This window comes from Cellulosimicrobium sp. SL-1, assembly GCF_011033075.1.
In the GTDB taxonomy this organism is placed as follows: Bacteria; Actinomycetota; Actinomycetes; order Actinomycetales; family Cellulomonadaceae; genus Cellulosimicrobium; species Cellulosimicrobium funkei.
The window spans coordinates 175,424-188,250 of the sequence record NZ_JAACJC010000011.1 but is presented as its reverse complement, the minus strand read 5'-3'; the positions used below and the strand labels follow the sequence as shown (position 1 = coordinate 188,250).

Genomic DNA, 12,827 nt, shown 5'->3' with positions numbered 1-12,827 from the left:
CGCTCGGTGGGGAGCGGACGGAACGGCGCCACGGTGTAGGTGCTGATCATGGTGGTCCTCCAGGTCGGGCGCGGGTGCCGGGGCTGCTGCGGTGGGCGGAGCGGCGGCCGTCGGCGGTGCGGCGGCGGGCGGCGGCGCCCTGGCCGCGGCCGGGGCCGGAGGCCTGCTCGCGCTGGTCGCGTCCGCGCCGATCGCCGCGGCGGCGGTGACCGTGGGCGTGCTCGCGGTCGCCGGGCTGGGCGTCGCGGGCGCGCTCGGAGCCTTCACCCCCGACCCCACGCCGTCACCGACCTCGCAGTCGTCCCCGACGCCGTCCGGCTCGTCCCCGTCTCCGTCGCCCTCGCCCAGCTCGGGGACGACCGCCCCGACGCCCGACCCCACGACAGACCCGACGTCCCCCACCAACATCCCGCCGGCGCCGGCGGACCCCGCCACCCCCGACGCGACGACGGCTCCGCCTGCGGATGGGGGCGCGCCCGGCGGGACGAGCCCAGTCGGCTCGACGCCCACCGACCCGGCTCCCGGCGGCTCGACCCCCGTCGACCCGGGGACCGGCGAGCCGACGCCCGTCGACCCGCCGCCGGAGCCGGCTCCGGCCGCGCTCGACGTCGCGCTCGGGACCGGGATCGAGATGGAGGCGCGCAAGCCCGCCGACGTGCGCCTGACGGTGTCGAACTCGGGCGGGAGGGCGGCGCAGGACGTCACGGTCGAGATCGATCTGCCGGCCGGCGTCGAGGCCGTCACGTCGTCGGTCGTCGCGCGCGGCGCGTCGGTCGCGCCCGTGCTGCGCACGGCTGCGCTCCCGTGCGGGCCCGCCGCTGCGGGCGGGACGCTCGCGTGCGCGGTGGGCGTGCTCGCGCCCGGCGAGGCGCGCGACCTCGTCGTCACGGTCACGGCCCGGGGCGGCGGCGTCTACGAGTTCCCCGCACGGGTGAAGGCGGAGGGCCTGCGGACGGTGGAGCGCAACCTCACGCCGCCGCCCCTGAAGTACGTCGGCGCGGAGGTCCGGCTCGACGACGAGCACGTGACGCTCGCGGCGAACCCCGGGTCCGCGACGCTCACGCTCACGGCCGCCAACACGGGCGACCGTGATGCCCAGGGCGTCCGCTTCACCGTGCCCGAGCTGCCGAAGGGGCTGTCCCTCCGGCCTGTCGACGACGACTGGACCTGCACCACCCCGACGCGGGGCGCCGCGCTCGAGTGTGCGAGCGACACGGTGCTGCCCGCTCCGGCGCGCGGCGCGTCTGCGGGCCGCCCGGTAGAGCTGACCGTCGAGCTGCGCGCCGAAGACGGGTTCACGCCCGAGTTCCAGCAGCGCGACGACGGCGCGCTCCGCGTGCTCCCCGCGGACGTGCCCGTCGAGGTGCGGGCCGGAGCCGACGACCAGGCAGTCACGGCGAGCCGCACCCTGAGCGCGGCGGTGCCGCTCGCGTGGCTCGGGGCCGACGACGTCCAGGTCCGCGCGGAGAACGCGGGCGGCGCGGTGCGGTTCGTCGCCGACCTGACGAACGGGACGGGGACCCCTGTCACGGTCGGCCTCGTCGCGCCCGACACGCCCGCGTGGCGCGCGGCCGACCTCCCCGGGCGCGCGAGCGTGGGGGAGAACGCCTCGCTGGTCGTCGACGTCAACGCGCCTGCGGTGCCCGCGAGCATGCTCCTGCTCTCGCAGGAGAGGCTGCTCGTCGGCCCGGGTGGCGGGACGGTCGTCTCGCGGCCGCCGAGCGATCTCGCGCTCGCGCTCGGCCGCCAGGCGATCGCGCCGAGGGTCGCGGAGCCGACGGTCGCACGGTGCGTGTTCGACCCGGCGACGGACACGTCGTCCGCGCCGGTGACGCTGCACCTGGACAACGCGGCATCGACGGTGCCGGTGACGTTCTCGGTCGTCGGCCGCGACGACCTGACCGCGACGCTCGAGGGTGGCGAGACACGTGACGTCGTCGTGCCCGGTGGTGTCGGTGCGCAGGGCGCGACGTTCGCGGTCGTCGCGGACGGGGAGACCGTCGCGCGGCACGTGGTCGACGGCGTCGACTGCTTCGAGTGGCGCGTCGAGGGCTCGGCGACGGCGGAGTGGGCGCCCACCGAGGGCGGCGGCTCCGTGGTGGTGAGCGGGACCTTCCGCAACGACCACGCGGCGGCGACGCTGCGCGTGGCCCTGGACGGTGGAGACCTCGGTACGACGCGCGCGGTCGACGTCGCGCCCGGCGCGGAGGCCGTGCTGACCCTCGACACCGGTTCCCGGCAGGTCGCCGCGGGCGAGGTCGCGTTCCGCGTCTCCCGGCTCGACGGCTCGGGCCGGTCGCACGTCGTGACCGCCGCGTACGACGCCGTGCGGCACGCGCCCGCGGTGGACGCACCGAGCGTCGGGGCGTGCGTGCTCGACCCGGCGACCGAGCGGTCGTCCGCCCCGGTCGCGCTGCGCTACGACAACACGCGCTCGACCGTCCCCGTGGTGTTCGCCGTCGCCGGTCGCGACGACCTGACGCGCACGGTCGACGGCGGCCGGGACGCCGTCGTCGACGTGCCCGGCGGTGTCGGGGAGGCGTCGCTGACGCTCGACGTGCTCGCCGACGGCGCGGCCCTCGCGAGCCACGAGATCCCGGGCGTCGACTGCTTCGACTGGTCGGTCGCGGACGGCTCCGCGGCGGCGACCGCCACGTGGGTCGTGCCGGACGGTGCGGGCGCCGGCTCGACGGTCGTGCGCGGGACGTTCCACAACCCGTACCGGGCGACGACGCTGCGGGTCACGATGACGACGCCGTACGGCGGCGCCGCGCCCGTGGAGGTCGCTCCGGGCGCGACCGAGACGCTCGCCGTCGACACCCGCGTGCGCGACGTCCCGGCGGGGACGGCCACGTTCGCGGTCGAGCGGGTTCACGCCCCCGGCCTGGCGGGGAGCACGGTGACCGCGTCGTACGCCGCGACGACGTACGCGCCGTCGTGGGCGCGCACGGCGACGGTCGAGGCGCGCTGGCAGGACGGCTCGATCTGGCTCGTCGGCACCCTGACGAACGACACGGCGGAGACGCTCGACGCCCGGATGCTCGGGGGCGCGCTCGGGGACTCCGCCCCGGTGAGCGGCATCCGGCCGGGGGAGACGGCGACGTTCACGATCGACACGGGCAAGCTCGACGTCAAGGCCGGGAAGGTGACCTTCCGGCAGTACCGCTGGGTGCTCGGGAAGGGGTTCCAGGACTCCACCCTCGCGGCCACCTACCGGGGTGCGGCGTACGTGCCCGACTGGGCGGCGACGCTCACGGCGACGACGCAGTGCGCGCCCGGTGCCGGCGGGGTGGTCCTCACGACCGGTCTGCGCAACGACGCCGACGAGCCGACCCGCGTCGTCGTCCGTACCCCGTTCGGCACGCGCGACCTCGGTGAGGTCGCGCCCGGTGCGAGCGCGAGCGTCGACCTGCCCGCGGGTGCCCTCGCGGTGCGGTCCGGTGCGGTCACGTTCGAGCTCTCGCGCACGGTCCTCGGCACCCCGTTCGCGGAGACGGTGACGGCCCGGTTCGACGCGCTCGACTGCGCGGTCGCGGCGCCCGGCGGGAGCCTCGTCCTCGGTGACCCGTACTACGACGCGAAGCGTGGCGCCTCGTTCCGCACGGTGTCCGTGCTCCTCGACAACGTCGGCTCGAACGTCCCGCTGACCTTCCGGGTCACCGGGCAGGCGAAGGGCCAGTGGGACCTCGCGGCGGGCGAGCGCCGCACGGTGGAGCTGGGCGAGGCCTCCGGGTCCGGGGCGAAGTACGTCCTGCACTCGGGATCGTGGTCCGAGCAGCTCGTGGTCGACCCCTTCAGCGCGGCGCCCGCGTGCTACGCCGCGTGGGAGGTCGACGAGTGGTACGGCTTCGGCGACAAGGTGTCCTACGGCGGCTGGAACTACACGGCGCGGATCGCGAACGTCCTCATCCGGCCCGACCGTGACCCGCTCGGGGTGATCTGGCAGCGCGAGGCCCGCTGCGCGGGCTGACGCACCCGACGTCCGTCGCCGGGCCGGGCGGTCAGGGCAGGACGTCGGCGAGCGCGTCCTCGACGGGGCGGTCGCCGCCCACGAGGTCGAGCACGAGTCCGGCCGAGCGGGGCTCGTGGAGCACCGCCGCGAGCACGAGCGCGACGTCGTCGCGCGTCACGTCGGACCGCTCGCCGACGGCGGCGCCGGGCTTGCGCCGCTTGCCGCGCGGCTTGTCGCCGTCGCCCACGGGGGCGAGGGCCACGAGCCCGACGCCCGGGTCGTCGGTGAGACGGCCGGGCCGGACGATCGTCCACTGCAGGTCCGTGCGGGCGCGCAGGTCGTCCTCCGCAGCGGCCTTCGCCCGCAGGTAGGCCCAGAACACGTCGTCGACGCCGTCGGGGCGCTCGTCGGCACGGGCCGCCTCGACGCCGCGCGACGAGACGAGGACGTAGCGCCCGACCCCGGCGCGCTCGGCGGCGTCGGCGAGGAGGGCCGCGCCCGCGCGGTCGACCGCGTCCTTGCGCGGCGCCCCGCTGCCGGGTCCGGCGCCCGCGGCGAACACGACGGCGTCCGCACCCTCGAGCTCGAAGGACACCGCGACGGCGTCGTCCTTCTCGAGGTCGACGAGCGCGACGTGCGCGCCGAGCTCCGTGAGATCCGTGATCTGCGCGGCGGACCGCACGAAGGCGACGACGTCGTCCCCGCGCTCCACCAGCGTCCGGGCCAGGCGACGGCCCACCTGGCCGTGACCTCCCGCGATGACTGTGCGCATGGGCCGAACGTATCGCCGCACGCGCGTCCGCGCCCGGCGAGCGGGCGGCGTGCGAGGGTCGTCACAGGAGGGGGTTGCGCTGCCGGGCGCGTGGTCCCCCACGTACCCCCACGTCGACCGCGGCCCGGCAGCGCGGTCCTCAGGCGGCGTCCCCCGAGCCGCCGAGGACGACGGGGGTCTGCGGGTCGAACCGGTAGCCGAGCCCGCGGACCGTGGTGATGACGTGCTCCAGCCCGAGCTTCTCGCGCAGGCGTCGCACGTGGACGTCGATGGTGCGGCTGCCGCTCGCGACCTCGTGGTCGGCCCACACGGTCTGCAGCAGCTCGGCGCGCGTCACGACGCGGTGCGCCGTGCGCGCGAGGTACGACAGCAGCTCGAGCTCGCGGAAGGTCAGGCGCGCGGAGCGGCCCTCCACGGTGACCGTGCGCCCCGCGGGGTCGATGACGACGCGCGGCACGGGCGAGAGGGTCGCGAGCCGCTCGCGGAACGCGGCGATGTCCTGGACGGGCGACGTCGTCGCGGTCGTGGGCTCCGCGAGGGCGAGCGCCGTGTACGTCTCGGCGCTCGGCAGCCAGTCGCGCGCGAGCTCGCCCAGGGCCTCGGCGAGCTCGACGAGCTGCGCCTGCGGCTGCTCGCCCGGCGCGGCGTCGACGCCGACGTAGAGCACGAAGCCGGGGTTGCGCCGCGGGGCGGCGGGCTCGGGCGCCGCCGCGCGGGGTGCGGGGGCGGGCCGCGGGGCGGTGGGGCGCGGCGTCGACGCCCGGGCGGCGGGGACGCGGGCCGACGGCGTGCGGCGGGCGGGGCGGGTAGCGGTGAGCGTCATGGGTGGCTCCGGGTGCGTCGGGCCGACGGCGACGCCGGGAGTCCGGCGGGTCGGCAGGGGTCGAGGGCTGAACCGAGGTGCGGGAGAGGGTTCAGGCCTGACAACAGACGCACACGACCGCGCCCGGGAGCACGCCGGACGGCGCGCTGACGGGACGGGTCGAGGTGCTCACGGGAGCGAGCATGGCAGCGGAGCGCACGGCACGCCAAGAGGAGCCGTGGAAGTTCTCATCATGCGGACCGCCGCGATCTCGCGTTCCGGGCGTGCCGAGCGGGCGCCGGGGCGTCCCGGCGGGTGTTCGTGCAGGTGGAAGGGTCAGACGACGCCGTACAGGCGGTCGCCCGCGTCGCCCAGCCCGGGCACGATGTACGCCTTCTCGTCGAGGCGCTCGTCGACCGCGGCGACCACGAGCTGGACGTCGACGCGGTCGCCGACCGCCTTCTCGAGCACCTGGATGCCCTCCGGCGCGGCGAGCAGGCACACGGCGGTGACGTCGCGCGCCCCGCGCGCGAAGACGTAGTCGATCGCCGCGACGAGCGTGCCGCCGGTCGCGAGCATCGGGTCGAGCAGGAACACGTGCCGGCCCGTGAGGTCGTCGGGGAGGCGGTTCGCGTACGTGACCGCCTCGAGCGTCTCCTCGTCGCGCTGCATCCCGAGGAACCCGACCTCCGCCGTGGGCAGGAGGCGCGTCATGCCCTCGAGCATGCCGAGGCCCGCGCGCAGGATCGGCACGACGAGGGGGCGCGGCTCCGCGAGCCGGACGCCGACCGTCCTGGTCACGGGCGTCTCGATCTCGTGCGGCTCGACGCGCACGTCCCGCGTCGCCTCGTAGGCGAGGAGGGTGACCAGCTCGTCGACGAGGAGCCGGAACGTCGAGGACGTCGTCTCCTTGTTCCGCAGGACGGTCAGCTTGTGGGCCACGAGCGGGTGGTCGGCGACGTGCAGGCGCATGGTGACAACGGTATCGGACCGCGGGCCGTCCGCCGTACCGGCCGGTAACCGATCCGCGCACGGGGCGAGCGCGCGGTCGCTAGCCTGGTGCGGCCCGCTCCTACCGACCGGAGGTCCCGTGCCCGACGACGTCGCCCACCCCGGCGAGCCGGCCCACCCGGGCGGCCCCGCCCGCTCGGGCGACCCCGCCCACCGGGGCGACCTCGCGCACCCGGAGGAGGGGACGGCGTCGGGCAGCGTGCCGCGCGGGCTCGCGATCCCTGCCACGGAGGGTGCGTTCCCGCCCGCCACGGTCGCGGGGCGCCGCCGGACGTGGGACGCCCTCATGGGCCTCGCGCTGCACGAGGCGACCCACGCGCTCGCGAGCGCCGACGTGCCCGTGGGGGCGGTCGTCGTCGGGCCGGACGGGCGGCTGCTCGGCGTGGGGCGCAACCGGCGCGAGGAGACGGGCGACCCGACCGCGCACGCCGAGGTGCTCGCGCTGCGCCAGGCCGCCGCGACGTGGGGGGAGTGGCGCCTCGAGGGCTGCACGCTCGTCGTCACGCTCGAGCCGTGCGTCATGTGCGCGGGCGCGCTCGTGCTGGCGCGCGTCGAGCGGCTCGTGCTCGGGGCGTGGGACCCGAAGGCCGGCGCGACCGGCTCGGTGTGGGACCTCGTGCGCGACCAGCGCGCGAACCACGCCGTCGAGGTCGTCGGCGGCGTGCGCGAGGACGAGTGCGCACGGCTGCTCCGCGACTTCTTCGGCGCGCAGCGCTGAGCGCACCCCCTGTCGTCGCGGTCGCGGAGGGGAGGAAGGACGGCGCCGGGTTCTACCATCCGGCGCCTCGTCCCTCGGCGCCTCCCGCCAGGCCCGCCACGACCCGGCGCCGTCCTTCCTCCCCACCGCTCGTGGGTCGGTCGCCTCAGCGCGCGAGCGCCTCGGCGAGGGCGGTGAGGGTCTCCGTGGTGCCGGCCTCGATCTTGAGCGTCGCGAGCGGGTCGCCGCGCGTCCAGCCGCGGTTGACGATGACGACCGGCTTGCCGTCCTTCGCCGCGTGCCGCACGAACCGCAGCCCGCTCAGCACCGTGAGCGACGACCCGGCGACGAGGAGCGCGTCGCCCTCGTCGACCATCGCGAACGCACGGTCGACCCGCTCGCGCGGCACGTTCTCCCCGAAGTACACGATCTCCGGCTTGAGCACCCCGCCGCAGAACTCGCACGGTGCGGGCCGGAAGTGCGACGTCTGCTCGATCACGGCGTCCGCGTCCGGCGCGATCTCCACGTCGCCGACGTCGCCGACGCTCTCCAGGAACCCCGGGTTGAGCGCGGTCAGGCGCTCGGCCAGGTGCTCGCGCGAGATGACGCGCCCGCACTGCAGGCAGATCACCCGGTCGTAGCGGCCGTGCAGGTCGATGACGTTGCGGCTGCCCGCGTCCTCGTGCAGCAGGTCGACGTTCTGCGTGATGAGCCCGACGAGCACACCCGCGTCCTCCAGCCGCGCCAGCGCCCGGTGGCCCGCGTTCGGGTGCGTGCGGTGCACGTGCTGCCACCCGACGTGGTTGCGCGCCCAGTAGTGGCGGCGGAACGCCTCGTCCTGCACGAACTGCTGGTACGTCATCGGGTTGCGCGGCGGCGAGTCCGGGCCGCGGTAGTCCGGGATCCCCGAGTCCGTCGACACGCCCGCGCCCGTGAGCGCCGTGACCCGCAGCCCGCGCAGCAGCTCCACCGCGTCCTCGACCGTCCCCGTCCGCGGCGCGGGCTCCGCGCCCGCCGGCGGCTGGCTCGGCCGCCACGCGAGCCGCGACGACAGGGTCGGGACGGCGGACGGCAGGTCGGCGGACGACGTCGCCACGTGCGCGGGGGAGGCGGTCGTCGGTTCGGTCGGGTCGGTCGGGGACGGTGCGGTCGGGTCGGTGGGCACGTCTCCCACGGTACGACGAGAGCGGGGACAGAACTCCGGCCTGCCGAGGTAGCGCTGGTCACCCCGAGGGAGCCCCGAGGCCCCGCGAGGTAGAGCCGAGGTCCCGCGAGGTAGAGCCGTGGTTCGGTCGAGGTAGAGCCGTGGTCCCGTGAGGTGGACTCGAGGTCTGGCGAGGTAGAGCCGTGGTCCCGTGAGGTGGACTCGAGGTCTGGCGAGGTAGAGCCGTGGTCGCGCGAGGTAGAGCCGTGGTTCTGCGAGGTAGAGCCGTGGTTCTGCGAGGTAGAGCCGTGGTCTTGTGCCCGACGGCGCGGGTCGGGTCTGGATGGTGGTGCCGCCTCGATGGTGGCCGGCTGAGGCGCCCTCGCCGCGGGCGACCGACCGCCGTCGGGCACGACGGTGCTCCAACGCGAGGACGCGGCACGACCACGGCAAGGGCTCCTCGCGACCAGGTGGCCGCACGGACCGGAGTGGGGACGATCCTTGGCGCGCTCCTGCCGGTGCCCGACCGCGGGTCTCTCTCGGATGACCTCGGCTCTACTTCGCGTGACTTCGGCTGTACGTCGGGGGACCACGGCTCTACCTCGCGGGACCGGGGCTCTACCTCGGCAGGGCGCTCGGGCTGAGATCCCCGGCCGGACGACGCGCGGTCAGGACTCGGTGGTCTCGCTCTGGCCCGTGGTGTCGTCCTGAGCCCTGGTGTCGTCCTGGGCCGTGGTGCCGTCCTGCGTGCCCGGGTGGGTGGGGCGGCCCCCCATGCCGCCGCCGGTCCATTCGCCCGCGACGGCGGTCACCGAGCCGGACGGGGTGGTCACCGTGTAGGTCTCGCCGGTCGTCACGTCGGGGGAGGAGACGACGACGTTCGCCGTCTCCTTGGTGACGGTGAGCTCGGCGACGACGGTGCCGTCCGACGTCGTGACGGTGACGGTGTCGCCGGCGCTCGCAGAGACGTCGGCGGCGAGCCAGCCCTGCTCGGAGTCCGTGGCCGGTACGACGACCATCCCCGCGCTGCCCGCCGCGACGAGCGAGCCGCCGGAGACGGTGAACGTGCCGTTCACGTCGAGCGCGCCGTTGCCGTCGTTCGTCGGGCCCTGGACGACCGTCTCGCCGCCCGTGACCGTGAGCGACCCGTTCGAGTCGATCCCGTCGCCGCCGGCGTCGATCGTGAGCGTGCCGCCGGAGATCGTCAGCGACGAGCCGTCGTCGGCGTCCATGCCGCCGCCCGCCATGCCGCCCGCCCCGCCGCCGGGGCCGCCCTGCGGCAGGTCCGCGCCGTCGGGGGGCTCGACACCGTCGGGCAGGTCGCCGCCCTGCGGGGGCTCGGGCATCTCGCCGTCGGCCGGCATCTCCGGCGGGGTGCCGCCCGCCGTGCCACCCGGTGCACCGTCCGGCGCCTCCGGCATCGTGCCGTCGGCCGAGCCGCCCGCCGAGCCGCCCGCCGCCGAGCCGCCCGCCGCCGAGCCGCCTGCTGCCGAGCCGCCCGCGGCTGCGTCGCCTGATGCCGCGTCGCCCTCGCCGGTGCCCGTCGTCGACCCGACCGTCGCGTTGAGGCCGTCGTCGCTCGCCGTCACGTCGACGTCACCACCGGAGATCGTGAGGGTCGCGCCCTCGATGCCCTCGACGGACGTCGTGACCGTGAGGTCGCCGCCGGAGACGGTGACGTCGCCGTCGGCGTGCACGCCGTCGTCGCCGGACGACAGCTCGACGGTCCCGCCCGAGACGGACACGGCGCCGTCCGAGTGCAGCGCGTCGTCGGCGGCGTCGACGGTGACCGCCGCGTCGTCGCCGACCACGACGCCCACGTCGCCCTTGAGGCCCTTCGCGGAGGCGTCCTCGCTCACGTCGGCGCCCGCACCGTCGGCCGCGGTGACGGTCAGCGTGCCGCCGGAGACGACGACGTCCGTCACCGCCTGCACGCCGTCGTCGCCCGACGTGACGGTGACGTCGCCGCCGCGCACGTCGACGAACCCGAGGGCCGCGTCGCCGTCCTCGGTGGACTTCAGCCCGTCCTGTGCGGCGGTGACGTCGAGCGTCCCGCCCGTGACGACGAGGTAGTCCTTGCCGCGCAGGCCGTCGTCGCCCGCGTCGACGGTGAGGTCGCCGCCCGCGACGACGAGGCCGTCCTTCGAGACGATGCCGTCGTTCGCGTGCGACGTCACGGTGAGCGCGCCGTCGCCGCCGAGCACGAGGTCGGCCGTCGAGAACAGCGCGCCGTCGGGCTCGCCGTCGGCGTCCAGCTCGGAGGGCTCCTCGGCGTCGGTGAGGCTGTTCGTCGAGCCGTCGGCGAGGACCACCGCGACCTTCTCCGCGTCCTGCACGTTCACGGCGGCGTTGGTCGGGGAGGTGATGTCGGCGTCGTCGAGCACGAGCTGGACGAGCCCGTCCTCGGCGGTGTCGACGACGACCTGGCCCTCGAGCGTGCCGCTCAGCACGTACGTGCCGGGGGCGGTCACGGTGACGGTCGCGCCGTCGACGGTCACGCCGTCGCCGTCCACGGTGGCGGTGCCGCCGTCGAGCGCGACGGTCGTCGCCGACGCCTCGTCGACCGCGAGGTCGGCGTCGTCCACCGTCACGTCGGCGTTGTCGGCGCGCGCCTCGTCCGGGGTGAGGCCGGCGACGGCGTCGGACGCGGCGGTCGAGGTTGTGGTGCTCGCGCTCGCGGACGTGTCGTCCGTGGCGGCGTCGCTGCCCAGGACCGAGCAGCCGGCGAGGACGGCGGCCGCCGCGGCCGCGGTGAGGTACGTGAGGGGTCGTCGGATACGCATCACAGGCTCCTGTCGTCGTGCCCGGGGGTGCGGGCGAGGTGGTGGGCGGGAGTCCGGTCGGACGTCGTGCCGCCCGGGGAGGGGGTGAGGTGGCGGCGGATCACGCGCCGCCAGGGGCCGTCGGGCAGGTCGGGGCGCAGCAGCGCCAGCCCGGTGCCGTACTTCGAGATCCGCTCGGGGCGGTGCCCGTGCCGCCACAGCAGACGGTCGAGGTCCGACGGCGTCGAGCCGCCCTTCGTCTCGACGACCACCAGGTGGGTCACGGGCCGGGAGAGGGGCCGGGCGCCGTCGGGCCGGTCGAGCTCCCACGTGAGCCCGGTGTCCACGGTGGCGCGCGCGGCGCCGTCGGGCCGAGGGAGCAGGAGCGTCGTGCGGCGGTACCGCGACACGAGGCCGGGTGCCAGCGCGTGCTCCGGCACGCCGTCGATGCCCTCGGCGGCGAGCGTCCGGTGGACGAACTCCTGCCCGCCGTCGAGCGCCGTGGGGCAGTCGTGCGCGACGCGCTGCTTGAGCGTCGTGCCGCGCGCGGCGCGCGTCTTGACCTCGAGGAAGCTCGTCCCGGAGTCGAGGTAGGTGCGCGTGCGGACCTTGAAGCGCCGACGGCGGCGCGTCGCCGTGAGGCGGAACGACGCGAGGTCGGGCGTGTCGAAGTAGACCGACTCGTAGGCCGCGCTGCGCGCGCCGTCGATCTCCAGGACGCGCGCGGCGGTCGTGCGGGCGAGGGCGTCGAGCACGGCGACCGCGTCGTCCACCGGCAGGACGTACTTCCGGTCGACCCGGGTCAGCAGCGCGGCCGTCCCGACGAGCTCGTCGAGGTCCACCCCGGCGAGCGGGTGCAGGGCGGCGCGCACGCGGTCGTCGGCCGGGAGGGTCTGCGGGCTCATGCGCGCACCCCCGTCCGGGCGGGGAGACCGTCCGGGGCCGCGGCGGCCACGCGGAGCGGCGCGGCGTCGGCCGCGAGCGAGGGGACGGCGTCGGGCAGGACGGCGGGGCGGGCGGGGCGCGCGCCCCGGCGCGGCGTCCGTGGGGCGGTCCAGCGGACGTCGACCCAGGTCGTGTCGTTGACGAGGTCGAGCCGCTGCACGCTCACCCCGCGGACCTCGGCGCCGAGCAGCTCCTCCAGGTAGCGCGTGAGCTCGGTCGGGTCGGCGAGGGCGCGGTCGACGACGACGGTCTGGCTCTGCGCGCGGCGCAGGACGCGCGGGTGGTCGACGACGGCCATCACCCCCACGACGAGCGCCATGCCGGCGAGGGACAACCAGCCGGTGGTCGCGCCGAGGCCGCCGAGGAGACCCAGCGCGAGGGCCGCGAAGTAGTAGGCGACCTCGGTCTGCGAGAGCTCGGTCGAGCGGAGCCGGATGATCGACAGGACGCCGAAGAGCCCGAGCCCCAGACCGGCGCCGACGCTGCTCGTCGCGAGCGTCGCCGCGACCGCGAGCACCCCCACGTTGACGCCGAGGTACGCGACGACGAGGTCGCGGCGGCGGTGCCGGGGGAAGTAGAGGCCGAACGCGAGGACGGTGACCGCGACGAGGTCGACGAGGTACAGGACGGGCTGGGACACGAGGCCTCCGGGTGCCGGGGCGCTGGGCGCCGTGGTCGAGGACGTCCTCATTCCGCCGGTCGAGCCTGTGCGGCCGCTGTGGAGGGCACAGGGTGCGTGTAT

General features: G+C 76.1%; 9 protein-coding genes. 2 read left to right on the top strand and 7 right to left on the bottom strand.

The window, feature by feature from the left end:
• Positions 1–91 precede the first annotated feature (91 nt).
• Positions 92–3,970, top strand: a complete 3,879-nt coding sequence (locus GWJ10_RS17390; protein WP_163188712.1) for a DUF11 domain-containing protein — start codon at positions 92–94, stop codon at positions 3,968–3,970.
• Positions 3,971–4,001: 31 nt separating this feature from the next.
• On the opposite strand, the gene GWJ10_RS17385 is transcribed toward GWJ10_RS17390, so the two are convergent.
• From GWJ10_RS17385 to upp, 3 genes are all read right to left on the bottom strand, one after another.
• Positions 4,002–4,724 (bottom strand): NAD(P)-binding oxidoreductase, encoded by a 723-nt coding sequence (locus tag GWJ10_RS17385; RefSeq protein WP_034651883.1) that lies wholly within the window; start codon positions 4,722–4,724, stop codon positions 4,002–4,004.
• A gap of 139 nt (positions 4,725–4,863) precedes the next feature.
• Positions 4,864–5,547 (bottom strand): winged helix-turn-helix domain-containing protein, encoded by a 684-nt coding sequence (locus GWJ10_RS17380; RefSeq protein WP_163188711.1) that lies wholly within the window; start codon positions 5,545–5,547, stop codon positions 4,864–4,866.
• Positions 5,548–5,862: 315 nt separating this feature from the next.
• Positions 5,863–6,498: a uracil phosphoribosyltransferase gene (gene upp, locus GWJ10_RS17375; protein WP_163188710.1), complete on the bottom strand. Its 636-nt coding sequence runs from the start codon at positions 6,496–6,498 to the stop codon at positions 5,863–5,865.
• 325 nt (positions 6,499–6,823) lie between these two features.
• Between upp and GWJ10_RS17370 the strand changes: the two genes are divergently transcribed.
• Complete coding sequence (locus GWJ10_RS17370) at positions 6,824–7,255, top strand: nucleoside deaminase (RefSeq protein ID WP_074804208.1); 432 nt, start codon at positions 6,824–6,826, stop codon at positions 7,253–7,255.
• A gap of 145 nt (positions 7,256–7,400) precedes the next feature.
• Here the strand turns inward: GWJ10_RS17370 and GWJ10_RS17365 are convergent, their stop codons facing one another.
• The 4 genes from GWJ10_RS17365 to GWJ10_RS17350 form a co-directional block, all read right to left on the bottom strand.
• Entirely contained in the window at positions 7,401–8,204 is an 804-nt protein-coding gene (locus tag GWJ10_RS17365) for an NAD-dependent protein deacetylase (RefSeq protein ID WP_043656515.1), read from the bottom strand.
• 842 nt (positions 8,205–9,046) lie between these two features.
• Positions 9,047–11,161: a carbohydrate-binding domain-containing protein gene (locus GWJ10_RS17360; RefSeq protein ID WP_163188709.1), complete on the bottom strand. Its 2,115-nt coding sequence runs from the start codon at positions 11,159–11,161 to the stop codon at positions 9,047–9,049.
• Positions 11,161–12,045, bottom strand: a complete 885-nt coding sequence (locus GWJ10_RS17355; RefSeq protein WP_163188708.1) for a polyphosphate polymerase domain-containing protein — start codon at positions 12,043–12,045, stop codon at positions 11,161–11,163. Before GWJ10_RS17355 ends, GWJ10_RS17360 begins: the two co-directional genes overlap by 1 nt.
• On the bottom strand, positions 12,042–12,725 hold the full coding sequence (locus GWJ10_RS17350; protein ID WP_206158424.1) for a DUF4956 domain-containing protein: 684 nt from the start codon (positions 12,723–12,725) through the stop codon (positions 12,042–12,044). Before GWJ10_RS17350 ends, GWJ10_RS17355 begins: the two co-directional genes overlap by 4 nt.
• Positions 12,726–12,827: the final 102 nt, after the last annotated feature.